The sequence below is a fragment of the Thermococcus aggregans genome, from assembly GCF_024022995.1.
Lineage (GTDB): Archaea > Methanobacteriota_B > Thermococci > Thermococcales > Thermococcaceae > Thermococcus_A > Thermococcus_A aggregans.
The window spans coordinates 316,256-339,526 of the sequence record NZ_CP099582.1 but is presented as its reverse complement, the minus strand read 5'-3'; the positions used below and the strand labels follow the sequence as shown (position 1 = coordinate 339,526).

Here is a 23,271-nt window from a genome sequence, read left to right as displayed (position 1 = left end):
TCTCGCTATCCCTTTTAAAACTTGACCTAATGAGTCCGCCTAGTTATGGCATGCCTTCTGATAAGAGACCCCCGATAGTTGCAACTCCCTGACTCACCACCGTCGCCACCGCCGCCCCCTCGGCACCATATTTCAGTATCAGAACGTAGTTTAGAACCACGTTCAGCAACGCCGTAAACCCTGTGATCTTCGTAAAGGTCAGCTCCCTCCCGGTTGCGTTCATGTAGCTCCCAAAGAGGGAGTTGAGGAACATGAAGGGAACGGCAAACGCCAAAATCTTCAGCACGGGGACACTCGGCAGGAACTTCTCCCCGAAGACGAATAGAATTCCAATCCTGGCGAGGGTGTAGTATCCAGCGGTTCCAAGGAGGCCTATGAGCAGGAGCACCTGAAAGCTCCGCCTGAAGAGCACCTCAAGCGTTTTTCTATCTTCCTTCCACAACCTCGCCATCGAGGGCATCGTCGTTGAGATAACTATGTTTGGGATGAAGAGTGAGACCTCTATGAGCGTAAAGGCCGCTCTGTAAATTCCCGTTTCATAATCTCCCCTCAGAAGGCTAAGCATCACCATATCAGTGCGGTAGTAGATGAGCGTGAATAATCCTATGAACCAGAATGGATACGATTTCTTAAGAATGGTCTTCCAGACCTCAGGTCTAAAGCAAACCCTGAGTTCATCAACGAACCGAAGTCCCCATCTTATCCTCAGGAGTTCCCTCAGCGTATAACCGACCAGAAGCGCAACTATAAATGGTGGGAGGGATTTAAACACGTACAAAACGGCTCCGCCGACGAAGAAAGCCCAGAACCTCTCAACGGTCCTCGCAATTGCCTCGTACTTGGTAACTTCGTGGGAATACATAATGTACGTGAAAAGCAGGGAGATCCAGGTTAGTATGGCCTCTGCCCCTGCCAGAACGATAAGAACCTTTATCCACTCAGGCTTTGGGAGGAAAAGTGTAATTCCTACAATTATTAAGAAGTTAATAACCGCTAAAACTATCTTGAGACCCAAGACGTCCGGGAGCAACTCTTTCAGCCTGCTTTTGTCCCTCGCGACCTCACGCATGAAGTAGTAACCAACGCCCAGATCACGAAATATCCCCAAAAGCCCCACATAGTAGAATATAAAGGAGTACTGCCCCAGGCCTTCCGGGCCGAGGGTTCTGCTCAAAATAACTATCACACCATAGGCTAATAGCTTTGAGATAATTTCAGCACTGAAAAGCCAGCCTGCGTTTTTGATCAGCCTTAGTTTTAAGCTCTCCGTCATAGCCCTCAAAACTTAATGAAAGGGAGGGTATAAAAACCTAATCTCCCCTCTGTATCTTAGCATGTCCACCAACTAAGCTCTTCTTAAGCTCAAGGTTTCTTATTTCACACTTCTCATCGATTATAGAACGCCATATTGTAGAACCCCTGATAACAGTGTTGTCAAAGATTATTGAGTCGCTAACATCGGAGTTCTCTATGACGCAGTTCTCGCCTATATAAGCATAAGGTCCAACTATCGACCTCCCAAGAATCTTTGTGCCCTTCTTTATAACCACTGGGGGAATTATCTTAGAATAGGGACTTATCTGGATCTCTTCAATCTGACTCTCTTTCAAAAGGGTCTTCATGGCCTCCAAATAACTATCGGCAGAACCTATGTCGTACCAGTAGTCGTCGAACTTGTAAGCATGAATCTCAACGCCCTTCTTGAGGAGCCACTCTATGAAGTAGCCCGGCGAGTCCCTGTTGCCGTCAGCTAGGTATTCATCGATCCTCTCAACTATCTCCTTTGGAAGAGCATAAACACCAGTGCTTACGAGCGTTGACTTGGGTTGGAGTGGCTTCTCCTGGAAGTCAATTACCTTATCCCCTTCAACTACAACAACGCCGTACCTCTTTGCGAGCTCAAAATCCCCAACGTCGTAAACAGCTATTAGCGGCTTTCCGTTGTAGCGCCTTAGGAACTCTTTAAGCGAGAATGAGAACAAGTTATCGCCGGCAACTATAAGGTAATCATCAATTCCAATTTTTGAAACTGCGTATTTAATCGCTCCAATGGTTCCGAGCTTCTCTTCCTCGCTTAGGGTCTCCTCAACGATAAGCTCTACACCGCTTCTCTCGGCCCACTTTTTGAAATGCCGCTCAAAGAACTTGTTGGTGGATACGTAAACTTCCAAATCGAGCTCCCTAACTTTCTCGAGGATGTAATCGATTATGTACTTGTCTCCCACTGGCAGTAAAGGCTTGGGCTTTCCCTTCGTTATCGGCCACAAACGAGTGGCATAGCCGCCAGCCATTATAAGGACTTTCATTTCAATCCCTCCAATCACTCATTTGACTTAAATATTCCAAGGGCTTCCCTCCTGTACAGTTTGAGATAATAGGAATAATCGTGATATTCCCTCATGGTCTGCTCTTCAAAGTCGCACCTGGCCTTTTCGTCCCTGCTGAAGAGGAGCTCCCCACCGATAACGTGAAACCTGAACTCCACGGGGGCATTGTTCAAAACTCTCACATCAACGGGAAAGCCGGTTAACCTTGACAGCTCTTCTTCAAGCTCCATCTCGTAGAATCGGCCGGGTTTTGACTTTATGAAAACTGCAACGTCTATGTCCCTAAAAGGACGGTTCTCTAGAAAAGAGCCGTGGATGTAAGCGAAGAGGACCTCTCTCCTAGACTTAAGGTAATCCTTTATCCGCTCCTTGAGGGCTTTCCTCTCCGAAGCCGAGAGATTGTAAACTTTCATGGGATTAACTTCGTTGGAAGGATACAAAAAACTTTCCCTAAAGTTTAATAAACACGATTACGTAAATGGGGTGGTGATAAGATGAAGGTTCTCGTGACGGGTGGAGCAGGGTTCATAGGTTCTCATTTGGTGGATGCTCTAATGGAAAGGGGTTATGAAGTTAGAGTTCTCGACAATTTAAGCGCTGGTAGCTTGGAGAACATTGAGCAGTGGCTTGGGCATGCAAACTTTGAGTTCGTCAAGGGCGATATGAGGGATCCTGAAGTTGTAAAAGATGCCGTGAAAGGCGTTGATGCTGTATTTCACCTTGCGGCTAACCCAGAAGTGAGGATTGGCTCCCAAAGCCCTGAACTCCTCTATGAAACTAATGTACTCATAACTTACAATCTCCTTGAGGCGATGAGAAGGAAAGGTGTTAAAGTCCTTGCATTTACATCATCCTCAACAGTCTACGGTGAGGCCAAAAAGCTCCCAACTCCTGAAGACTATGGACCCCTAGAGCCAATAAGCGTCTATGGAGGGGCAAAGCTTGCTGCCGAAGCTTTGATTTCTGGCTATGCTCACACGTTTGACATGAAGGCCATAGTTTTCAGGCTGGCCAACATCATAGGTAAGAGATCAAACCACGGCGTCATTTACGATTTCATAAACAAGCTCAAGAAAAATCCTAACAGATTGGAGATTCTCGGCGATGGAACGCAAAGGAAGAGCTACCTCCACGTCAGCGATACTGTTGAAGCAATGCTGCACCTCTTCAACGAGTTCCTCAAAGAGGACAAAACCTACGACGTCTACAACATCGGCAGTGAAGACTGGATAACTGTGAAGGAGATAGCGGAGATAGTTAGCAGGGAAATGGGCTTAAATCCGGAGTTCTATTTCACGGGCGGTGTTGACGGTGGAAGAGGATGGAAAGGAGATGTCAAGATAATGCTCCTTAGCATTGAGAAGGCCAAAGCCAAGGGCTGGAAGCCGAAGATGAACAGCTATCAAGCGGTGGAAAAAACTGTTAGAGAGTTATTGGGCAAAGAATAACTTTTCCTATTTGGAAAGGAGCCACTTCCACAGGGGCATAACTTTGATTTCCTTTCCTTTCGTCTTAATCGTCTCCTCCTGATCCCATGTTATGAGAAGCAGGTCTCTGCAATTGAGCTCTTTTGAAGCCCCGACCAAGGCAGAAATTTCCCTTTCATAGTTGCTTTCATTGAGCTCATAAGTAACCTGAATTGCTTGCTTTACCCTTCCTTTCTCCAGTATAGCAAAATCCACTTCCTTTCCATCCCTCGTTCTGTAGTAAAATACGTCTCTATTTGGCTCCAAGCCCGACTTTAAAAGTTCGGTAAAGACTAAGTTTTCTAACAATCTCCCCTCATCTTGGACGCCTAGGCTTGTCAAGAGTCCGTTGTCCACCAAATAGGGCTTGAACCCGTACAGCTCCTGAAGCTTGTATGACTTTATTAGAACCCTGAGGGGGTAAAACACAAGCGAGTCTTCCAGAAATTCTAAGTAGTTTGCAACCGTTGTCTTTCCTACATTAATGCCGATCCCTTTCAAGTTTTTGTATGCCTTGGAAATGGAAAGGTGAGTGGAGAACGCAAGCATCCTGAAAAGGAGCTTTAATGCCTTGATATTGATGATCCCCCACCGCTCAACGATATCCTTGTAGATCGTCAAGTCAATTATCTCTCGAAGAATCTCCCTTCTGAGAGAAAAGTCTAATATGACCTCGGGATAGCCTCCCCAAACGAGATACTCTCTGAGCAACTTTTTAATTTTTGCCTCCTCATATGTAGAATAAAACGGGGCGGGTTTTAGATTCCTAGATTTTAATATCTCCTTAAATGAAAATGGATAGACTTTTAGGGAAATACCTCTCCCCCTAAGTTCGGTTGCGATTTCCTTAGATAGTAGCCTGGAGGAAGAGCCCGAAATAACTACCCGCTGGTTTTTATCGAGGAGGTATCTCACGAACTTTTCCCAGTTTTCTACTGTTTGAACTTCATCCAAGAAAAAATAGTTGCGCTTCTTTGCATTTTCAGGAAATTGGGAGTAGTAAACATCCAAAAAATTCAGCAGATCTTCAAGCGTGGTGCCTATCACCCGTGGATCCTCTAAATTGATGTAGAGCGTTTCATTCTTCTCGATTCCGTGCTTTAAAAGTTCTTTGAGTATCTGAAACATGAAGTAGGTTTTACCTGCCCTCCTAGGCCCAATAATGACTAGTGCTCTTTGTACTCTAGGCAAGGTATAGGGTATATCCCTTTCAATGAGTTCGACGTCCCACTCTAAGTAATCCCTTATGATTTTTCCCCAAGTCTCTTTAGATATCATGTACTGTATATGGTACCAATAATTTATAAAGGTTTGTACTCCACATAGTCCACCTTAAAAGTAGCGGATGCTATCAAAGCACGTGCGTGGATAATTGTAACGTTACCTTTGCTTCAATTACTGCGGCGATGAGTATTAAAACTATTGAGATTCCAACAAGCTTGAAGAATTCCTTAGCATCTTCTTCGGTGATTATCTCTTCCTTTTTACCCAAAGCAAACATCAAAACCTCATAGGGAATTTTGAAACCAGCAGCTCCGGCAATAATCAATGCTGAGATTTCGAAGATGCCGTGGGGAAGAATGAGGAGGAAGAATGCTCCAACATCGTTTAAAGCTAATGCCTCGTAGAACAGTACTCCTAGATTCATGCCATTAGAAACTAGGTTTAAGAAAGTCAAGCCACCAAATGTTAAGGCTCCTCCTAAGGATAGGAGTAGTGCCACTCTTGCGTTGTTGACAAATAAATATGTAATCGTCAGAGAGCTCCCAATGGAGTCTTTTTCTAAGATTTCTAATATTGGATCAATGTTTGTTGTCTTTAGCTGAGCGTACGATGAATAGGTACTTTTAGAAACGCTTAATCCCAGGAGAAATCCAGAAAGAAAAAGCAAAAGGGAGAATAAGAGAAAGAATTTGTGTTTGAAAGGCATTGGAATCACTTCTCCCAATTATAATCTTATAGTGGAGTGTATTAACACAAGGACAAATAGGATAAGGTTCAATATAGAGAGCAGGCTCCATACCCTGTTTATTAATGAAAATCTTTCGAAAATTAGGTTCTTATATCCCCATAATAGCACACAAAGAAATATTGCAAAAGTTCCATACTCTATGAACGACGAGTTGAGCGCAATCAAGAGACTCCCCGCTATTCCAGAGACTAAAACAGCAAGAACTAGAGGCTTAACAATTATTCTTTTGGTATTCACATAGGTTGCTACTAGTATTCCAACGGAAAAAATTAAAGACAAACTGAAGACAATCAATTTTTCCACTTTCATCCCCCCATAATTGACTTACAATGCTACTCCAACTCCAATAGCAGCCACTCCCAGTCCTGCTACTGCACATCCCAAGGCAAATTTTGCGACTAACCCTGTCTTTACCATACCATACACAATTCCACCTGCAGTTGCAAGCGCGCTTCCAGCTCCAGCTACTGTTGCTCCTTTATCTATCAGATAGTCTTTTGCAAACACTAGTCCTACTTCCGCTTTTTCCACTGCCCCTCCAACCACAACTCCCAGAGCCATTAACACCAGACCCAACGCTAAAGCTTTCCTCCACATTAGTTACCACCAGCAATTATAATTCAGTAACTATGATAAAAAGTTTTCCTCCAAAAAGTTGATTACTACTGATGATGTATCGATTTTGCATTAACTCTGCGACAGGCAATACGATAATAAACAGAAAAACTGTCAAAACACTTAAAGTATAGCCTCTCAAAAAGAACCTCATCAACAAGTTAAGCGACAACTTTAAAAACTAACCTTAAAAGCTAAAAGCAGATACAAACTTTTGGGTTAGGTTTATAACTAAATCTTCTGAAAACCAAAGAGGTGATTGAGATGAATCCATTCCATGATTTGGAGCCCGGACCGGAAGTACCAGAAGTTGTTTATGCCCTGATAGAGATCCCAAAGGGAAGCAGGAACAAGTACGAGCTTGACAAAAAGACCGGCCTAATAAAGCTCGATAGAGTCCTTTACAGCCCGTTCTATTACCCAGTCGACTACGGAATCATCCCACAAACATGGTATGAGGATGACGATCCTTTCGACATTATGGTCATCATGAGGGAACCAACTTACCCCGGAGTGCTCATTGAGGCAAGGCCAATAGGCCTCTTCAAGATGATAGACAGTGGCGACAAGGACTACAAGGTACTGGCAGTTCCAGTGGAAGACCCATACTTCGACGACTGGAAGGACATAAGCGACGTTCCAAAGGCCTTTCTTGACGAGATTGCACACTTCTTCAAGAGGTACAAGGAACTTCAAGGAAAGGAGATCATTGTTGAAGGATGGGAAAACGCGGAGAGGGCAAAGCAGGAGATACTTAGGGCGATAGAGCTTTACAAGGAGAAGTTCAAGAAGTGATTCTCCTTTTTTAAAATTTTGGAGGTAAGAGGATGTACAAGCTTATTCGAGTCAAAGACGTTGTGAGAATCCCTCCGAGAATGTTTACACTGGATCCAAAAGAGGCCGCTAAGATAGTTCTGAGAGAGGCTTATGAGGGAATTTATGATAAGGACGAAGGTGTTATTTTAGCAATTCTTGACGTTCATGAGATTAGTGATGGAGTGATAATCCCCGGAGATGGGGCTACTTATCATGAGGCAGTCTTTGACGTCCTTGTGTGGAAGCCCGAGATGCACGAGGTTGTTGAGGGAGAGGTTATTGATGTGGTTCCCTATGGAGCATTCGTAAGAATTGGCCCAATGGACGGTCTGGTTCACATTTCCCAGCTCATGGATGATTACGTCGTCTTTGACGAGAAGAATGCCCAATTTGTTGGAAAAGAAAAGGGCTATATCTTAAAGCTTGGTGACGCTGTAAGGGCGAGAATAATCGCTGTCAGTGAAAAGAGCAAAGTAATTAGAGAGAACAAGATCGGTCTTACTATGAGACAGCCCGGATTGGGCAAGCTCGAATGGATACAAAAAGAAAAAAGAAAAGCCGAGAGTGGTGAGTCAGAATGAGCGAAAAAGCCTGCAGGCACTGCCACTACATAACCAACGAAGATCGATGCCCAGTTTGTGGGAGTAGAGATTTGAGCGATGAGTGGTTTGATCTTGTTATAATCCTTGACCCCGAAAATTCCAAAATAGCTCAGAAACTTGGAGTGAAGGTTCCCGGGAAATACGCCATAAGGGTCAGGTAGAATGTGCCGGGACTTTTACTTTAAACTCACAGAAGTCCTCAGAAAGGAGCTCAAAAGTCCCCTGGGTAGGTTAGTTAGGGGAGAAATGCCGCAACCCTATTTAGCCTCCCGCAAAGAGCTTGAAAGCGCACCCTATTTGGTTACGGTGGGAGATGTTGTTACTGAAAACGTCCTCAGGCTTGGCATAAAGCCTTCCGTTGCAATCTACGACCACAAAACCAAGAGAAAGGAATACGATCCTGAGATAGAACTTGGGGCTGTCGTCTTGACCACAAAGAATCCGCCGGGTACAATAACGAAAGCTTTATTAAATGCTATCAAAAAGTCCTTTGAACTTGCCAAAAGGGGAAAAAGAGTTTACATAAAGGTAAACGGTGAGGAGGATTTAGCCGCCATTCCGGCTGTCCTCTATGCTCCGGAAGGGGCTTTGGTAGTTTACGGACAGCCGGATGAGGGGATAGTGCTTATAAAGGTCACACCCGAATGTAAGCGCAGATGTGCTCAACTACTTAGAAAGATGGAGGTGGTTTACGATGGAGATTAGGGTTACTGAAGTTAAAGAAAACAAGCTCCTCGGAAGAAAGGAAATATACTTTGAGATTATCCACGAAGGTGAGCCAACTCCTTCAAGAAAGGACGTTAAAGGAAAGCTTGTTGCAATGCTTGACCTAAACCCAGAGACAACTGTTATTCAATACATAAGGAGCTACTTCGGAAGCAGGGTCAGCAAGGGTTATGCTAAGGCTTATGAGAGCAAGGAGAGAATGCTTTACATAGAACCCGAATACATATTGAGGAGAGATGGACTAATAAGTGAAGAGGGGGAGTGATGTAAATGGCTAAGAAACCCTCACAAAAATGGAAGCTTTATGAAGTTAAGGATGGAAAAGTCGTTAGGAAGAACAGGTTCTGCCCAAGATGCGGTCCTGGAGTCTTTATGGCAAACCACAAGGACAGATGGACCTGCGGTAGGTGCGGCTACACAGAGTGGAAGAAGTGAACTCTTTTCTTTTTCTGGTGTTTTTATGATTTATCAAGGCCTTAAGATCAAGCTTCACCCCCAGGTTTATGAACCCGCTGAGGACACCTTTTTGTTAGCCAGGAATTTGAAGGTTAAAGAAGGGGACGTTGCTCTTGACGTTGGGATCGGAACGGGGATAATTGCCCTTCTAATGGCCAAAAAAGCAAGATTTGTTCTTGGTGTGGATATCAACCCTATCGCCGTTGAACTTGCAAAGGAAAATGCAAAGCTAAACGGTATCAAAAACGTAGAGTTCCGCGTGAGCGACCTCTTCCAGAACGTTGAAGGAAAGTTTGACATAATAACGTTCAATGCCCCTTATCTTCCAGGTGAGCCAGAAGAGCCGATAGACCTTGCCTTGGTTGGGGGAGAGAATGGGAGAGAGGTTTTGGATAGATTCCTTGAGGAGTTTCCGGATTACCTTAAGGAAGATGGTGTTGTCCAGATAGTTCAGTCCTCAATAACCGGAATAGAGAAAACCCTAAAAAAGCTTGAAGCTAAGGGCTTCAGAGCAGAGATAACGGCTAAGGAAAGGTACTTTTTTGAGGAAATAGTTGTAATAACCGCTAAGCGAGCCTGATTCTCGGAACTTCTTGAATAAACCTAACTTTGGGCTTGTACTCAACCTCGTCGTCTTCTTCAAAGAAGTCCCTTTCAATAGTCCTCTCACGTGTTTTGATTATAATTGTTGGTTTTAACTCGTGCATGGAAGTTCGATATGCATGATAGTATTTAAGTCTTTCGCCGAAATATTTTTCGACGGTGAAATACTCAGGGTATTGCAAAAATTTTTAAACCTTCTCTTGAAGCAAAATTAGGTGAGGCTAATGGATGTAAAGCCAAACATGCCTGAGGAAATTGCGAGCCTTTTCAAAAAGCAGCATTACGCTCTCGTAGGTCATCACAGCTCAGTTAAGCTCTGCCATTGGTTAAAGGAGAGTATAAAGCACGATCGCTTTTGCTACAAGCAGAAGTTCTATGGAATCCAATCCCACCGCTGCCTGCAGATGACTCCGGTAACTGCATGGTGCACCCACAACTGCATTTTCTGCTGGCGTCCAATGGAAGGATTCCTTGGAGTTGAGCTTCCGGAGCCATGGGACGATCCGAGCTACATAGTTGAGAAAAGCATAGAGGCTCAGAGGAAACTCTTAAGCGGCTATTGGGGAGTCAAAGACCAGATAAACGTTAAGAAGCTTGAAGAGGCCATGGAACCCAAGCACGCGGCAATAAGCCTCTCCGGAGAGCCCATGCTTTACCCCAAGATAGGGGATCTTGTTGAGGAGTTCCATAAGAGAGGGTTCACGACGTTTATAGTTACCAACGGAACCGTTCCCGAGAGACTTGAAGAGATGATAGCAGAAAACAAGCTTCCTACACAGTTCTACGTTTCCTTAACGGCTCCAGATGAAGAGACTTACCAGAGAGTAAATGTGCCAATGATCCCGGATGGGTGGGAAAGAATAAACAGAACCCTCGAACTCATGAGGGACTTGCCAGTGAGGACTGTCATAAGGCTTACCCTTGTTAAGGGCGAAAACATGCACAACCCAGAAGGTTATGCGAAGCTTATAATGAAGGCAAGGCCGATGTTCGTTGAGACCAAAGCTTACATGTTTGTGGGCTTTTCAAGAAATAGGCTGACGATCAATAACATGCCAAGCCATGAAGACATAAAGGCCTTTGCCGAGGAGCTAGTTAAGTATCTCCCGGGCTATCACATAGAAGACGAGTATCCTCCAAGCAGAGTGGTTTTGATAATGAGGGACGACATCAGCAAAGAGGATCGGTTTATAAAACACTAACTCTTTTTTCCGCAACCTTTATTTGTTTTGAATGAGTAATACTCAATTAGATAATTGATAAAAGCTATTTAGAGGTGCTAAGAATGAGGAGGATTGCTCCTGTTTTGCTTATCATGATCATTGTGCTTCCTTACGTAGCTGCAGAATCTATTCTTGACGCATCAGCGAGGTTCCTTTTAGAGGGAAGGGATTACATGAAAACTACTCAACAGCTTAGTCTCTCGCTAATGGCTTTAGCGTCTAGCTATTCTGGAGTAGAGAATATTACGATAAGTGACGTTGATTACTTTGTTGACGCTCTCCTAAAAAGGCAAAACCCTGATGGTGGCTGGGGGTATTATGAAGGGAGCGTGAGCAATGTAGTCGATACATCCTATGCAGTGATCGCCTTGAAAAAAGCCCTTAGCCTATATGAGGGCGAGAAAGCTTCTTCAATCTCCCGCACCATTAAGAGGGGCGTTGAATTCTTAATTAACTCGCATAATGGAGAAGGGTGGGGATACGTTCCAAACACTCTAACCGAGTTCTATCCTACAGTTATGGCAGTCTGGGCACTTGGTGAGAACGGGTACTCAAAGGATCACCCATACATCCGGAGCGCCATTAAATATCTTGAGGAAAATGAGCCCTATGGACTCCGTAAAGGAGAGGCAGTGGCCCTTAAGCTTTTGGCTTACCATGCCGTTGGCTACATTTCTCTTGGATTAGTAGAGGAAGCTCGGGATTTAGTTAATTCCCCGGAGATTACCGTTAAGGAGCAAGCGTTTCTTACCTATGCTCTCCTTCTATACGAGGGGCTTACTTTTGAAACAGCAAAATTACTCGCCACACTCGAAGATTTGAAAGAAAAGAACGAAAGCCTTGTTTATTGGGCCAACAAACCGGGAGAACTAGTGGGAAGGGAAGTGTTTGTTACATCTGCCCTTGCTATTTTGAGCTTTGCGGAGGTTAGTGGGGGATTAATGCCTGAGCTAGAAACCCCTTTTGAGGCATCATGCTCAGAATTAGAAAAGGTACAAAACGAGGATGGGGGATGGCCGTACATTGTTGGCTTCTCTTCTACGGATAGGGCTACGTATTATGTTTTAAAGGCCCTCAAAAGATGTTATTTCATGGACGAAAGTATAGAGAAAGGTTTGGGATGGGTGAAGAAAAGGATTGACGAAAACATGGAGATATCATCTGAAAGGGGAGAGCTATACCCGCCTTATATCTATAATCTGTTGACCCTTCTGGAGTTCAATCTGGTTAATGAGAGCGAAAGAGCGAAGCACATAGCCTTTATAAAGAGCCTCAAAAAGGAAAATGTGGCATGGGGGGACGTCCTGGGCTTACAACCATATGACACTGCCCTAGCAATTAAAGCGCTCCTAGCTTTGGGAGTTTCTCCCCAAGATGGGGACATCATCAAGGCAAAGGAATGGCTTCTGTCTTTTCCCACGGAAGGCTGGGGAACGGTAATAACGACCAAATACTATACAAGGTTTTTCCCCTCTGAAGTCTCAACTACGATTGAAGTTCTTGAAGCACTGGAGCCTCTGGTAACAAGACAAGAAGTTGAAAAGCATCTAAATTGGCTTCTTGAACAAAGAACCGAGGATGGAGGATGGCCAAATATCAAAGAGAGCTATATAGTTGGGGTTTTAATGTATCAAGGACAGCCGAGCGTTGAACTTACCATACGGGCTACGGAAGTCCTCTATGCGTTTGGTATTGATTACAGGCAAGAAACCCTCAAGTGGTTGTTGCCTAAGAGAAGAAACAACCTTTGGGGAAGCAGTGTTGTTGATTCAGCCCTTGCGACTCTCTATTTCTCCACCTTCGAAGAGCTTCCAAAGCCAGTGAATCTCTACGAAGTGGTAAGAGCACTCCCCGAAGGAAACTTCAAGATACTCTACACATTTGGAAGGGAGAAAGTTGCGGTTTCAGTGAAGAATTCCCTTGACAGTTTGTTTGGAACCAATTTGACAGTTGAGCAGTTTAAAGAGATCGGTGACGGCAATTACATTGTGTTAGTCGATCTTACAGAATTTGATCTTTCCAAATACAACCCATATATCGAGCTTAAGGTGGACAACGAGAGCATTTATCTAAACGGAGAGAGCTATAAGAGAGACAACACCTTCCTGGTAGTCCCGGGAAAAACGAGCAAGGGATACATCCTCTTTATCCTATACCCGAGGAATTTAGGCAGTGCCGTTAAAGTTTTCTTTGCATCTAACATTGTCAAATACCTCAGTGGTGTTGCCTGTGTTGTTACCTATGAAGACAAAAATCAAAACGGCATCGTTGAGCTTGGAGAACTAAAGGCAGAATTTGTGAGGTGAAGCTGCTGTGAGGGCTTTAATCATTGGAGTCGGTCAGTGCGGGACGAAAATAGCTGACCTATTTGCATTGGTTAATTTTGAGGCACTTGCGGTAAATACTTCCAAAGGTGATTTGGAGTATCTAAAGCACATCCCCCAAGATAGGAGGATACTAGTTGGAGAGAGCCTAACCGGAGGAAAAGGGGTAAATGCCAACCCAGTGTTGGGAAGAGAGGCCGTTAAAAGAGACCTGCCCCTAATAATGAAAAAAATAAGCTCCATGGTTGGCTACAGCGACGTTGATGTATTCTTCCTTACCTTTGGCTTTGGAGGTGGAACAGGGGCTGGAGGAGCTCCAGTTCTTGCAGAAGCCCTAAAGGAGGAGTACCCGGATTCGCTTGTGGTTGCAATAGGTGCTTTGCCCCTAAAGGAAGAAGGCATAAGGCCCACAATAAACGCGGCAATAACCATAGACAAGCTATCCAAAGTGGTCGATTCGATAATAGCGATAGACAACAACAAACTGAAGGAAAGCTCTGAGGACATCTCAAAAGCTTATGAAAAGATAAACTACACAATAGTTGAAAGAATAGCTTCCCTTTTGGCTTTAATAGATGTTCCCGGAGAGCAGACCCTTGATGCAAGTGACCTTAAGTTTGTCCTAAACGCCTTTGGTAGCTTTGCCACAGTTGGATATGCAAAAGCTGATGCCAGCAAGGTTAAGAACCTCTCCCGTCTGATCTTGAAATCCTTTGAGAATGAAGGTCTTTACCTTGAGGCCAATATAGAATCCGCTTTGTATGGTTTGGTTGCCATTCACGGCCCTCCGGAGCTATTAAAGGCGAAAGACATCTTTGAAGCCCTTGAATACCTCACAAGAAAGATAAAGGGCAAGCAGATTTTCCGCGGCTTTTATCCAGATCCGAGAGAGAAGGAGATAGAGGTTGTCACGCTTTTGAGCGGCATATACGAGAGCAAGAGCATAGAGGACATAGTCATAACGGCCAAAAAATACGCTCAATCATTCATGAAAGCAAAGGAAGAGGCTGAAACAAAGAAAAAAGAGCTTTTAACCGGACTGCCGGACTTTGACGATATTTATTCAGGTGAGGCCGATGAAAGACTCGGTTGAAGTTGCTTTGGAGCTCAATGAAAAAGAAGTTTATTCCCACATAGCCAAAGAAAGTGCCGAGGACATGATAAGGATAATCTCCTCCATAGACGCTGAGAGAGCAAAGAACAGGGGAGAAGTGATATACTACGAGGACGACTGGGACGATTTAATAAAGCAGAGAATTGCAAAGGGAAAAAGACACACGGCATTTGACTTTTACAATCCCTCTCTTCTTACGATCTGGGAGAACAAAGTTAAAGATATGAAACGAATTAAAAACACCTTTAAGCTTGCCCTAGCTTTCATCGGGGCTTCCATTGCTTTAGGGATTGGCCTTACTATCATCTATTCCGAACCATGGGTGCTTATACCGCTGAGTGCCCTTCCCCTTGTGGTGTTCTTGCTCGATTACAAAAAGCATGCCCTCGATATGAGCTACTACCAGCTCACCCAGCTTTTTATCGATAAACTGCGGGAGCTTTTGAAGAAGTATGAACTAAATGCGGAACAGTATAAGTTTAAGATTTTCAGCTATGACTACTTTGGAATCTCAATTAAAAAGCTCGGAGGTAACCTTTTTGGGGTTGTAAAGGAAGAAAATAAAGAAAGTGTTAAATAACTTGCAGTCCTTATTATCAGTGAATGGTGAGAAAAATGAAAAAAGGACAAATATCGCTTGAGTTTCTCTTTATTTTCGTGCTGTTCATGGTGCTTCTAACCTTCTCAATTAGGAATATAACGTTCTCAAGCGAGCAGTCTTCGGATATGTTGAGGATTCAGGTTAGTGAGGAGGCGAAGCTCTTTGCAAATACCGTTTCCAACGCAGTTTCTCAGGTTTATGCCCAAGGCCCGGGTGCAAAGGCAACTGAATACTTCACGTTTAGATATCTAAACGATGAGTATTTTCTTACAAGGGCATTTGGGATGGATAATAAGCCCTACATTGTCGTTGGTTATCAGAATGGGACTTATGTAGCAATACTTGAGTTTAACGAGACTATTCTCTTTACCTCTTATAACACAAGTACGGATACTCTCTCAGCAAACATGACCGCAATTCAAAGTGAAACAGACACTTTAAAAAAGAATTTCTTTCTTGCTGGTTCTCTTTATGGAAAAGACCTCAGCAATGCCAGTATTTACAGCGTTGCGGGGATTAGTGTGGAGTATAATGGTACTACGTATTCACCCTCAATCTTAATACTAAACATAACCCCCTATAATGGGATACTACTTCCCCCCGAAATTCTCCCCAAAACGCTGGAAATAGTTGTTGAATGGAACCCAGATAGAAATGAAACTTGGGTGTTTAACTCTACGAGCGGAGAGCTCAGGATAAACATTAACCCCGGTGGTTAGCATGAGGGGTCAGGTAAGCCTTGATTTTCTTTTTGCATTTGTGCTGGTAACTTTAACGGTGCTGAATCTCATACAGCTATCAAGTAGCGAAATAGCCCATGCTGAGAGCTTTGATGTGATGGCAAAGGTTAGGGTCTTTTCGGCTGAAATAGTTGACCACACTGCAAAAGTTTATGCTGTTGGGGAAGGATACAGCCTTAAGGAAGAGGCGCCCCAAATAAAGGATGCAAAGTTTACAATAATATTTAACGGAACTAATAACAAAATAACCGTAAATGCTAATGTGAGTGGAAAAAACTACTGGATAGTGAAAAACTCAACCGTCCCAATAGCGAATGCCTCGATAAGTGTTTATAGTGGAGAGAGTTTTTGGATAAAAACTGTGAGAATAGGTGATATGCTCTATGTCAACATCACGAACAGCACAAACGGCAATTGAGATGGTATTTATCCTCTCGGTAATTTTCATAGGGTTAATCCTAATCGTGCCTGCCTACACGGAGAACAACACAAACATAGCTATAGTTAGCTCTGTAAGAAGCTCTGCATCAAAGGCAATCGCGTATCTAAACATGGGTGTAATGAGTGATGAAGAGCCCTACCAAATACTAAACCCAATGCTGGAAGAGATTCATAAAGCTCAAGGAAACCCCCACTTGGCAATCAAAACCCTAAAATCGGAGGAAAGTAAAAGCGCCGTTAATATAACCATAAACATAACCACTCCATTTTCCTCCGTGGCCAATATTGCCGATCTAAATGAAACGATAAAAGACTTTATTGAGAAAGATCTCATTCGAAGCTTTAGGTTTACAAACTCGTCTGGCAGTTTAATTTATGGGGGGAAAGTTGTGAGAATAGAGGTAAAGGTGGAGAGAGGATGAAGAAGGGGCAACTGCTTTCAATAGATGCCTTGCTTTCACTTGTAATCGTTGTCATGGTTGTGGGGGTAGTTATGAATACGAACGATATGATTAAGGCTGAGATAACTAACCTCTTGGACTGGTACGATAGGGCGAACATTGCCAACAACATGCTTGATGTTTTGACCAAGCGTCCCGGTTATCCCGAGGACTGGGAGAGCAATGTGAGTAGTGTTAAAATGGTAGGATTGAGGGATAAAAAGTATCCGTTTGCCCTTAGCTATGAGAAGATAATTGCACTGAACAGATCAAAGGAGGAATTTAAGGATATTTTTAATCAGCTTGCTCGTGGAAAGGACTTTTTGCTTGAGGTTTATATTTCAAATATCACTCTTAATATTTCTGGCAGGTTTCCAAGGGTTTATTTGGATAACATAACCTTTGCAAATCCGAGAGGAAATCCTCCGGGAGTTAATCTTGATATCACAAACAAGACTGGAGACAATCCGGATAGTGATAATGGGGAATTCAGAGTAAGTTACATTGAGATCAGAAACTTGAATGGTGCTACATATGTAAACGAGGCTATTTGTGATTTGCCTGATCTTACTGGTAATAATCTCCAATTAAATCCGGAAACGGGCATCTATTACTTAAAAGTCATAACGGTTGACCCAGTCTGGATAAAAGCAAAAAGAGGTCAGGGGTATATCGAGCCCTCTCCATTATATCTCCCCCCTGGCACAGTGCTTGAAGTTCATATGAACGATCTTACTCAGAGCAACTTTAAAATAACTTTTGTAAATTGTCCGTTTATTTTCAAGTTTACCGGGCAAGGAAATGTTTTCATAACTATTTCGGGCTATGACAGTACGTTTCCCACTCTTAATTTCACATATGAGTCTGCTAGAAATCTTTTTGATTTAGACAAACCTCTTTACAGGATAGCAATGATAAATGGAACGTTTGAAAGTGATATGAACAAGATAAAGTCCTCAATGGATAGATCTCCTTGGACAGAACCTGTCTACAGAGTTTTCCCGGTAACAAAATTTATTTACAACCTTTCTTCTGGCCCGTCCAAAGAAGAACCAATCCTTTATGGATACTATAAAGAGTATGGAACAAAGAACGTAATAGTAAAAATTAAGGTTAACTCCACATTGAATGGGAATATGACTTTAATAGGAGCTTCAGAAAAAGGCCTTAGAGGTATTTTTGTTTATGGAAACTCCACTGATTTAAGTGCTTCCCTTGTTTGGTACGAGAATAATGAGCCAAAACTGAAGAGGTACCACGGGGAGAACGGAACAATAGCAGTGCCTTTTGAGGATTTGTTTCCTTTGGAGAATACCAAAAGTAAATTGATATCCCTATGGTTCTACTCTCTTGAGGGCTGGAGCAGGGAAGACGTGAGTATTGAATTTGTGCCCGATATTAAGCCTTTCCTTGAACCTGAATTTGATGAAACTTTAATAAGGCTGGTTGTGTGGGATGACAGATGAAGCGGAGAGCGTTTATTTTTACACTCGATGCATTACTGGCTTTAATCTTAGTCATGGTATTTATAAGTAGTTTGGGCGTCTTTACCACAGATACAAACATTCATGGGACTTATTTTAGAGAACAGGAAAAACTGACTGCGGAGGATCTTTTAACTATGTACAAAACGATACCTCTAAAAAACCTTGTTCCCCCAGAAGTTCTGTTAAACTGGACTGTGGAAGGCATTATTGATGAAAATTTTGTCTCTCCAGAAATGCCACCTCTTGAAATCGTTGCCACTTACTGGTCTTTAGATGCCGTGTTCCCAAAGAGAGGATTGAAAAACAAAGCCGAGAAAATATTGGGATACCTGCTAAGCATTACATTGAACGGCTACAATTATGAGCTTTTAATAGAAAATTATACAAGCCCCTATCTAAGGAACGTCTCCACCAGTTACTCGGAAGCAAGAGATGTTTCTGCTGCAACATTGATTCTTTCCGGGTATGAATTTAACCAGACTCCCAGAGGTTATGTTGCAAGAGCGTACATTACCCGCCTAACTAGTAGACGTGCCATCTACATGTACTTTACAGGTGCTGCAAATTCAACTTCTTCAAATATTACTCTCGAATTTTTGGTACCTAATGAAGAAGAGAATCTATTGCCGCCAGATGCCAGTGTAGCTGGAGTAAAGTGGTTCTTTGAACCAATTGATGAGAATTCTACAATAAACTTGTTCATAGATGGTGTTAAAGTGGAGTGCGGTTTAAATGGGCCTCCATATCTCCTGGAAGATTTTGATCCGAATAATACCCAGGAGTGTTATATGTTGGAGATTTTGAGAGAAAAAGAGGATCTCAGACAGCATGAATTCAAAATTGTGATCTCAAATGCAAGTAATGCTGGAATACGGCCAAACGGTTATATAGTCCTTTATTATGATACTGCCAAGCTAAACGTTGTAGAGTACCCAAAAACCTTTTACTTTGACGGCATCGAGGCAAATGGTTCATTTGAAGCAGTTAAAGGCATTTTCATTCCTGGAAACCTTACTAGTGTTACGGTAAACGTTAAGTTGAATCCCAATCCTAAGAATCTTGAACTTTCTATAATTGTTCCCAATGGGAGTGCTTACTTTGTTAAGGGGCCATATACTCTTACTTATGATTCTACTACTGGATCGTACTGGCTGACTTTAAATAATGATAATGGAGAGTTTGATGCTCTTTCCAGAAAGTATGTATGGTTCAAAATAACAGTCAATGCATCTGGGTCTATAAAATTAGAGCCTGAGAGCTCTTTTATTAAGGTTGAATACACTCCGGATATTCCGAAAACCTTGTACACCATGGACATACTCGAAGAGGTGAATAGCACGAACCTTGTATCCTCGAGTGATTACGACTTCGTGTGGAACGTCACCATGCCTTCATACGCAACTCCTTTGTGGGCGAGATTTAACTTTGTTCTAGACACTTCTGCGAAGATTACAAAATTGGCGGTTTCTCCAGGATCATCCACCAATTGGACTTTAGTGTTCAATGCTTCGTCGTCAACTCCTCTCACTTCTGCGAGGTGGCTATTAATTAATAACATGAAAGACAGCTCTAATGAAGCAATAACTGCCCTTGTCCCGGGAGAAAACTATGTGGGTATGAGCTTAAATGAGAGCAACGAGATTCAGAAGTCTCGGGTTGAAAATTACAGTATAGGAGAGCTCGTATATTCCATTGAAGTTTACGTTCCTTACGGAGAAATAAAGCCTTTCCTGCTACAAGGATACCCTGAAGTTGTTGCGTACAATCTCACGTACAAATATGAATACGATGATAAAAATAGGAGCATAATTGTAGGAGACCCACAAGCAATAACTGAAGGAAGGTACATGAACATAACGGTAGCAAACTTAACTCCTGAGGAATATGCAGTTGATGATGCAATACTTTCGCTTTTTAAGAAGCTCGGGGGAGACGGGTGGGATGATCCGATAGATGTGGATATTGGAGGCACAAAAATAAGTTTTGTTTCTTTGGAAGGAATTCCCAAAGCTATTAAGCCGATACGAGTAACACTAAGGGTCTGGAGGGAAGACTGATGCGGAGGAGAGGCTTTATCTTAAACTCTGTAGTTTTGGTGCTTTTAATCCCTATTCTTCTCCTCGTGGCTACTTATGAAGATATTTCCTCATCTATCCTTCAGTCCCAAAGCGAAAGATTACAGGTGGAAAAAACTTATCGTGTTGTAGGCTACTTTAAGGAGGACTTTGAGAATTTGCTTGAAATCTCTACTAGGAGAGCACTTGCTTTGGTTATAGATTATGTAGTTACCCAGAAGCAGTTTATAGATAATGCAAGCTTGGCAATAGAGCATCTTATTCTGGAGGGAACCTACATAGGCTCTGAGACAAATTTAGACAAGTACAATAAAACGAAGGAATTTATGGAAGGCTATACTATAAAGGACTGGTTCAGCACCCTGCGGGAACAATTGGAAAAGCAAGGATACGTACTCGTATTTCCCTCCAATGCAAGTGATTTTGCAAACGAACTTGAAATAACAGTTGCCCCATTGGACTCGTTTCATATAGTGGTTAACGCCTCAATACCACGAGTCCTCATTGAGGACTTCTCTGGGAAAGTGATTTACAATGGAAGCCTTGACAGTGTATACGCAGTAGTGCCTATAGAGAACATGGAAGACCCCTTAATAGCGTATCTTACTGATGGAGGGTTCTCTCAGGTTATTAGGGCGTGCAATTATCCTTACCCAATCATTAATAGGCCAATAATAGCTTTGGAAGGATTTGGGTATAACTCCGGGAGACTGTCTGCTCCGGTTACTACATCCCTAGAGCGTCTGGAGAGCTACAAGATATACGTTGGAAAGAGCTACATACCAATAGATGATCCTCATATATTGGGACATATCATTGGCTCATCCTATGTAATACCTAGCCCGGGAGATAATAGGCCTATAATCTATTCAACAGTCATAAACAACACAAAAATATCTCCGACGGACGTCTTTAGAGATGGGGACTTTGCAGCAATGATCGTAGAAGAAATAGGCACACAAAAGTGGTGTTCTTCGACCTATAGGTATCGGAAGAACTTTACAGTTGAGGTAGGTGATCCGGGGAGCATAGTTTTACTCAAAATTCCTTCTTCTGAACTTGGGGATGTCTACCATAGTGGTACTCTAGCTTCCCTACAGATTTATGAAAAATCCACTTGTGCACCCGTTCCCTTCTGGATTGAAGAGTGGGGAGATGATTGGATATACATATGGATAAAGAAGGCAAATACGGATGAATACGCTATTTACTATGATACCTCTCCTGTAGGGCTTACACCGGGTACTCCCTATGATCTCTTTGATCTCTTTGATGATTTTTATGATTTGATTAATTGGGAAGTGCTGGGAAATGTTACGTATGCAGATAGCATTCTTACTGTCGGGCCCAATACTACCGCTAGTGTTTTGGAGTCAAAGGCTTCGTTCGATTATCCAATATTCGTGAGATATAAAATGGAGGGAGAGGGTGGAGGAATAGCCCTAGCCCCAGCAAGCAAAGGTGAAAATATGATAAAAGTAGAGATATTCAAAGACGACCTTCCAGACTACGCAGATATTCAGATTCCGATAAAGATAACTAATCAAAGTCTCCTGCAATTAATAAAGAGCAATAGCTCCTTGGCTGAAGCAGAAATTAAAGTCTATAATTCTTATTTTGAAGAGGTGCCCTTCTGGATTGAATACTGGAATGAGACTGAGGCCTTGATATGGGTTAGAAGTGATCTTGAGGGCTCCCCCACAATTTTTTACATTGAGTACAACACAGGCAATATGACAAGAGGAGTAGGAGATCAAGTTTTTGAGTTTTTTGACGATTTTGAGGACAGTACATGGGAGGATAAATGGGAGATACCACCTGAAGAAAGAGATAACATCGAAGATAACATCGTACAAGTCAACGGAACACTAATAATAAAAAATGGTAATAACCTACTCGCTTTGAGAAGTAAGCTTATTGAACTCTATGAAAATTACTCAGTGAGGTTTAGAATGCGACCTAGAGATATTGGTAAAGATTGGGACGCAGGAATTGGAATTGAGGACAAGTGGTCTGAAAACAAAACATCTCAGCTATTACTATTTACGGATGATGCTGGAGAGGATACAGGTAGTACCACAGGTAATAAGGATAGTGACGAGAACTATTTGGCAATTCGTAGATCCTGGAGCGGAGATGTTGAGGATATTGATGTCCCAAGAGGAGATAATAAGTTTCATACATATGAAGTTCAAGTGTTCTATTATGTAGACCAGAAGAAGGTAAATAATGTGAAATTCCATGATATTACAAAAAATAGGGTTAACGAGGGTAATCAGAAAGTGCAACAGCCTCTTTATTACATGTATTTGGTCTTGGACAACGAGAAAAATGATAACTGGGCATACTACGACTGGATAGCAGTTAGAAAGTATTTGGACGAATCAAAGCTCAGCTACAGTATTAGCAATGTAAGCGAAGTTCCTTCTGTGCAGTATCTCGATAGTAGTGGATCTTTGAAGATACTCAGAGATTGGGAACAAAATGGGACGAGTAATGGGGCTACAATCGATTACACTGCGTATTACACTTATGAAGTTAACTTCACGTACACCTCCACGAATCTCACAGATAATACAGGCAGATTTTCTTTATCGCAGATTTCTGATATTCCTGAAGGAACTCCTATGAAAGTTCAAATAATTATTAACAGCTCTCAAGAGGTATATTTAGAGGTATATTTCGATTGGATAGCTGTCGGAAAGTATCCTTATCATGTTGCGACTGTCACTCTTAATGAAAGCGAATCAAAGGTCGGAGCCGCTGTAGGGGAGAGAAACGCTAGGGCATATAACCTCCAGCCATTTATTGATTGCCTTGTAGACTGGAGATACTTTGGCATTGATGGTTATCCATCGTTCTTTGAGCGTTTAGAGGGTAGTGACAGGAATAGAGAATATTACAAAGAGCTAAGTAGAAGAATGCAAGAGGCTGTTTATGGGGGATATAAGTATCCAATTGGCCTTGTTAGCTTGGTACTGCCAAGGAACCTTCCTCCAAATCTTGCCTTTTTGAGGGGCATAAACCAGACGGCAGTTGATTATGTATACTTAGATTTGGATGGTGAATATTTGTATCCGGTACATGATGAGAGAGCGTATAAAGTTTTGGGAATATCAACAAACGGTGGATATAGTTCGCCTATAGTTGATACGGACTTTTATCTTGATCCCTATACTGCAGAAGCAATATTTGGAGAACAGGCAGCGTGCGATCTCCTAGAAGGCTATGCATGTGGCTGAG

Annotated in this window: 26 protein-coding genes; 18 read left to right on the top strand and 8 right to left on the bottom strand. The window is 42.6% G+C overall.

Annotated features, from left to right (window positions below):
- Positions 1–43 precede the first annotated feature (43 nt).
- From NF865_RS01960 to mntA, 3 genes are read right to left on the bottom strand one after another with little or no spacing between them, the layout of a single operon-like run.
- Positions 44–1,273: a flippase gene (locus NF865_RS01960; RefSeq protein WP_253305708.1), complete on the bottom strand. Its 1,230-nt coding sequence runs from the start codon at positions 1,271–1,273 to the stop codon at positions 44–46.
- 37 nt (positions 1,274–1,310) lie between these two features.
- Entirely contained in the window at positions 1,311–2,306 is a 996-nt protein-coding gene (locus NF865_RS01955; RefSeq protein WP_253304949.1) for a sugar phosphate nucleotidyltransferase, read from the bottom strand.
- Between the two features lie 14 nt (positions 2,307–2,320).
- A complete protein-coding gene (mntA, locus tag NF865_RS01950; protein WP_253304948.1) occupies positions 2,321–2,740 on the bottom strand; it encodes a type VII toxin-antitoxin system MntA family adenylyltransferase antitoxin in 420 nt (139 codons plus the stop codon).
- 81 nt (positions 2,741–2,821) lie between these two features.
- On the opposite strand from mntA, the gene NF865_RS01945 reads away from it, so the two are divergent.
- Positions 2,822–3,775, top strand: a complete 954-nt coding sequence (locus tag NF865_RS01945) for an NAD-dependent epimerase/dehydratase family protein (RefSeq protein ID WP_253304947.1) — start codon at positions 2,822–2,824, stop codon at positions 3,773–3,775.
- A gap of 6 nt (positions 3,776–3,781) precedes the next feature.
- Here the strand turns inward: NF865_RS01945 and NF865_RS01940 are convergent, their stop codons facing one another.
- The 4 genes from NF865_RS01940 to NF865_RS01925 all read right to left on the bottom strand — a co-directional run bounded on the left by NF865_RS01940 (position 3,782) and on the right by NF865_RS01925 (position 6,362).
- Positions 3,782–5,071 carry an ATP-binding protein gene (locus NF865_RS01940; protein WP_253304946.1) on the bottom strand — a complete coding sequence of 430 codons (1,290 nt, stop codon included), beginning with the start codon at positions 5,069–5,071 and terminating at the stop codon, positions 3,782–3,784.
- Between the two features lie 73 nt (positions 5,072–5,144).
- Positions 5,145–5,723, bottom strand: a complete 579-nt coding sequence (locus NF865_RS01935; RefSeq protein WP_253304945.1) for a stage II sporulation protein M — start codon at positions 5,721–5,723, stop codon at positions 5,145–5,147.
- An 18-nt stretch (positions 5,724–5,741) separates the two neighbouring features.
- The gene (locus tag NF865_RS01930; protein WP_253304944.1) at positions 5,742–6,068 is read right to left on the bottom strand and encodes a hypothetical protein; all 327 of its coding nucleotides are present in this window, start codon (positions 6,066–6,068) and stop codon (positions 5,742–5,744) included.
- Between the two features lie 21 nt (positions 6,069–6,089).
- Positions 6,090–6,362: a hypothetical protein gene (locus NF865_RS01925; protein WP_253304943.1), complete on the bottom strand. Its 273-nt coding sequence runs from the start codon at positions 6,360–6,362 to the stop codon at positions 6,090–6,092.
- 282 nt (positions 6,363–6,644) lie between these two features.
- Between NF865_RS01925 and NF865_RS01920 the strand changes: the two genes are divergently transcribed.
- The 7 genes from NF865_RS01920 to NF865_RS01890 are packed head-to-tail and all read left to right on the top strand — an operon-like array spanning position 6,645 to position 9,560.
- Positions 6,645–7,175: an inorganic diphosphatase gene (locus NF865_RS01920; RefSeq protein ID WP_253304942.1), complete on the top strand. Its 531-nt coding sequence runs from the start codon at positions 6,645–6,647 to the stop codon at positions 7,173–7,175.
- A 32-nt stretch (positions 7,176–7,207) separates the two neighbouring features.
- Complete coding sequence (locus NF865_RS01915; protein ID WP_253304941.1) at positions 7,208–7,777, top strand: DNA-directed RNA polymerase; 570 nt, start codon at positions 7,208–7,210, stop codon at positions 7,775–7,777.
- On the top strand, positions 7,774–7,959 hold the full coding sequence (gene spt4 / locus NF865_RS01910) for a transcription elongation factor subunit Spt4 (protein WP_253304940.1): 186 nt from the start codon (positions 7,774–7,776) through the stop codon (positions 7,957–7,959). The genes NF865_RS01915 and spt4 overlap by 4 nt, the downstream gene beginning before the upstream one ends.
- 1 nt (position 7,960) lies before the next feature.
- On the top strand, positions 7,961–8,503 hold the full coding sequence (locus tag NF865_RS01905) for a GTP-dependent dephospho-CoA kinase (RefSeq protein ID WP_253304939.1): 543 nt from the start codon (positions 7,961–7,963) through the stop codon (positions 8,501–8,503).
- Positions 8,493–8,789: a 30S ribosomal protein S24e gene (locus NF865_RS01900; protein ID WP_253304938.1), complete on the top strand. Its 297-nt coding sequence runs from the start codon at positions 8,493–8,495 to the stop codon at positions 8,787–8,789. Before NF865_RS01905 ends, NF865_RS01900 begins: the two co-directional genes overlap by 11 nt.
- Positions 8,790–8,794: 5 nt before the next feature.
- Complete coding sequence (locus NF865_RS01895; RefSeq protein ID WP_253304937.1) at positions 8,795–8,959, top strand: 30S ribosomal protein S27ae; 165 nt, start codon at positions 8,795–8,797, stop codon at positions 8,957–8,959.
- Positions 8,960–8,984: 25 nt separating this feature from the next.
- Positions 8,985–9,560, top strand: coding sequence for a HemK2/MTQ2 family protein methyltransferase (locus NF865_RS01890; RefSeq protein ID WP_253304936.1), 576 nt, complete (start codon positions 8,985–8,987; stop codon positions 9,558–9,560).
- Here NF865_RS01890 and NF865_RS01885 read toward each other — a convergent pair.
- Positions 9,547–9,687: a hypothetical protein gene (locus NF865_RS01885; protein ID WP_253304935.1), complete on the bottom strand. Its 141-nt coding sequence runs from the start codon at positions 9,685–9,687 to the stop codon at positions 9,547–9,549. The genes NF865_RS01890 and NF865_RS01885 overlap by 14 nt on opposite strands.
- A gap of 120 nt (positions 9,688–9,807) precedes the next feature.
- Between NF865_RS01885 and twy1 the strand changes: the two genes are divergently transcribed.
- From twy1 to NF865_RS01835, 10 genes are all read left to right on the top strand, one after another.
- Positions 9,808–10,785: a 4-demethylwyosine synthase TYW1 gene (twy1, locus tag NF865_RS01880; RefSeq protein WP_253305707.1), complete on the top strand. Its 978-nt coding sequence runs from the start codon at positions 9,808–9,810 to the stop codon at positions 10,783–10,785.
- 83 nt (positions 10,786–10,868) lie between these two features.
- Entirely contained in the window at positions 10,869–13,112 is a 2,244-nt protein-coding gene (locus tag NF865_RS01875; protein WP_253304934.1) for a prenyltransferase/squalene oxidase repeat-containing protein, read from the top strand.
- Positions 13,113–13,119: 7 nt separating this feature from the next.
- Positions 13,120–14,223 (top strand): tubulin/FtsZ family protein, encoded by a 1,104-nt coding sequence (locus NF865_RS01870; protein WP_253304933.1) that lies wholly within the window; start codon positions 13,120–13,122, stop codon positions 14,221–14,223.
- On the top strand, positions 14,207–14,824 hold the full coding sequence (locus NF865_RS01865; protein WP_253304932.1) for a hypothetical protein: 618 nt from the start codon (positions 14,207–14,209) through the stop codon (positions 14,822–14,824). The genes NF865_RS01870 and NF865_RS01865 overlap by 17 nt, the downstream gene beginning before the upstream one ends.
- Before the next feature lie 35 nt (positions 14,825–14,859).
- The gene (locus NF865_RS01860; RefSeq protein ID WP_253304931.1) at positions 14,860–15,564 is read left to right on the top strand and encodes a hypothetical protein; all 705 of its coding nucleotides are present in this window, start codon (positions 14,860–14,862) and stop codon (positions 15,562–15,564) included.
- A 1-nt stretch (position 15,565) separates the two neighbouring features.
- On the top strand, positions 15,566–16,003 hold the full coding sequence (locus tag NF865_RS01855; protein WP_253304930.1) for a hypothetical protein: 438 nt from the start codon (positions 15,566–15,568) through the stop codon (positions 16,001–16,003).
- Positions 15,957–16,448, top strand: coding sequence for a hypothetical protein (locus NF865_RS01850; protein ID WP_253304929.1), 492 nt, complete (start codon positions 15,957–15,959; stop codon positions 16,446–16,448). Before NF865_RS01855 ends, NF865_RS01850 begins: the two co-directional genes overlap by 47 nt.
- Positions 16,445–17,932 (top strand): hypothetical protein, encoded by a 1,488-nt coding sequence (locus tag NF865_RS01845; RefSeq protein WP_253304928.1) that lies wholly within the window; start codon positions 16,445–16,447, stop codon positions 17,930–17,932. Before NF865_RS01850 ends, NF865_RS01845 begins: the two co-directional genes overlap by 4 nt.
- The gene (locus tag NF865_RS01840; RefSeq protein WP_253304927.1) at positions 17,929–20,010 is read left to right on the top strand and encodes a hypothetical protein; all 2,082 of its coding nucleotides are present in this window, start codon (positions 17,929–17,931) and stop codon (positions 20,008–20,010) included. Before NF865_RS01845 ends, NF865_RS01840 begins: the two co-directional genes overlap by 4 nt.
- Positions 20,010–23,270 carry a DUF2341 domain-containing protein gene (locus NF865_RS01835; RefSeq protein WP_253304926.1) on the top strand — a complete coding sequence of 1,087 codons (3,261 nt, stop codon included), beginning with the start codon at positions 20,010–20,012 and terminating at the stop codon, positions 23,268–23,270. The genes NF865_RS01840 and NF865_RS01835 overlap by 1 nt, the downstream gene beginning before the upstream one ends.
- Position 23,271: the final 1 nt, after the last annotated feature.

What these genes read in the sequence shown, in the direction of transcription:
- NF865_RS01960 (WP_253305708.1), bottom strand. Translation starts at nt 1,273, where the DNA reads ATGACGGAGAGCTTAAAACTAAGGCTGATCAAAAACGCAGGCTGGCTT.
- NF865_RS01955 (WP_253304949.1), bottom strand. Translation starts at nt 2,306, where the DNA reads ATGAAAGTCCTTATAATGGCTGGCGGCTATGCCACTCGTTTGTGGCCG.
- mntA (WP_253304948.1), bottom strand. Translation starts at nt 2,740, where the DNA reads ATGAAAGTTTACAATCTCTCGGCTTCGGAGAGGAAAGCCCTCAAGGAG.
- NF865_RS01945 (WP_253304947.1), top strand. Translation starts at nt 2,822, where the DNA reads ATGAAGGTTCTCGTGACGGGTGGAGCAGGGTTCATAGGTTCTCATTTG.
- NF865_RS01940 (WP_253304946.1), bottom strand. Translation starts at nt 5,071, where the DNA reads ATGATATCTAAAGAGACTTGGGGAAAAATCATAAGGGATTACTTAGAG.
- NF865_RS01935 (WP_253304945.1), bottom strand. Translation starts at nt 5,723, where the DNA reads ATGCCTTTCAAACACAAATTCTTTCTCTTATTCTCCCTTTTGCTTTTT.
- NF865_RS01925 (WP_253304943.1), bottom strand. Translation starts at nt 6,362, where the DNA reads ATGTGGAGGAAAGCTTTAGCGTTGGGTCTGGTGTTAATGGCTCTGGGA.
- NF865_RS01920 (WP_253304942.1), top strand. Translation starts at nt 6,645, where the DNA reads ATGAATCCATTCCATGATTTGGAGCCCGGACCGGAAGTACCAGAAGTT.
- NF865_RS01915 (WP_253304941.1), top strand. Translation starts at nt 7,208, where the DNA reads ATGTACAAGCTTATTCGAGTCAAAGACGTTGTGAGAATCCCTCCGAGA.
- spt4 (WP_253304940.1), top strand. Translation starts at nt 7,774, where the DNA reads ATGAGCGAAAAAGCCTGCAGGCACTGCCACTACATAACCAACGAAGAT.
- NF865_RS01905 (WP_253304939.1), top strand. Translation starts at nt 7,961, where the DNA reads ATGTGCCGGGACTTTTACTTTAAACTCACAGAAGTCCTCAGAAAGGAG.
- NF865_RS01900 (WP_253304938.1), top strand. Translation starts at nt 8,493, where the DNA reads ATGGAGATTAGGGTTACTGAAGTTAAAGAAAACAAGCTCCTCGGAAGA.
- NF865_RS01895 (WP_253304937.1), top strand. Translation starts at nt 8,795, where the DNA reads ATGGCTAAGAAACCCTCACAAAAATGGAAGCTTTATGAAGTTAAGGAT.
- NF865_RS01890 (WP_253304936.1), top strand. Translation starts at nt 8,985, where the DNA reads ATGATTTATCAAGGCCTTAAGATCAAGCTTCACCCCCAGGTTTATGAA.
- NF865_RS01885 (WP_253304935.1), bottom strand. Translation starts at nt 9,687, where the DNA reads ATGCACGAGTTAAAACCAACAATTATAATCAAAACACGTGAGAGGACT.
- twy1 (WP_253305707.1), top strand. Translation starts at nt 9,808, where the DNA reads ATGGATGTAAAGCCAAACATGCCTGAGGAAATTGCGAGCCTTTTCAAA.
- NF865_RS01875 (WP_253304934.1), top strand. Translation starts at nt 10,869, where the DNA reads ATGAGGAGGATTGCTCCTGTTTTGCTTATCATGATCATTGTGCTTCCT.
- NF865_RS01865 (WP_253304932.1), top strand. Translation starts at nt 14,207, where the DNA reads ATGAAAGACTCGGTTGAAGTTGCTTTGGAGCTCAATGAAAAAGAAGTT.
- NF865_RS01860 (WP_253304931.1), top strand. Translation starts at nt 14,860, where the DNA reads ATGAAAAAAGGACAAATATCGCTTGAGTTTCTCTTTATTTTCGTGCTG.
- NF865_RS01855 (WP_253304930.1), top strand. Translation starts at nt 15,566, where the DNA reads ATGAGGGGTCAGGTAAGCCTTGATTTTCTTTTTGCATTTGTGCTGGTA.
- NF865_RS01845 (WP_253304928.1), top strand. Translation starts at nt 16,445, where the DNA reads ATGAAGAAGGGGCAACTGCTTTCAATAGATGCCTTGCTTTCACTTGTA.
- NF865_RS01840 (WP_253304927.1), top strand. Translation starts at nt 17,929, where the DNA reads ATGAAGCGGAGAGCGTTTATTTTTACACTCGATGCATTACTGGCTTTA.
- NF865_RS01835 (WP_253304926.1), top strand. Translation starts at nt 20,010, where the DNA reads ATGCGGAGGAGAGGCTTTATCTTAAACTCTGTAGTTTTGGTGCTTTTA.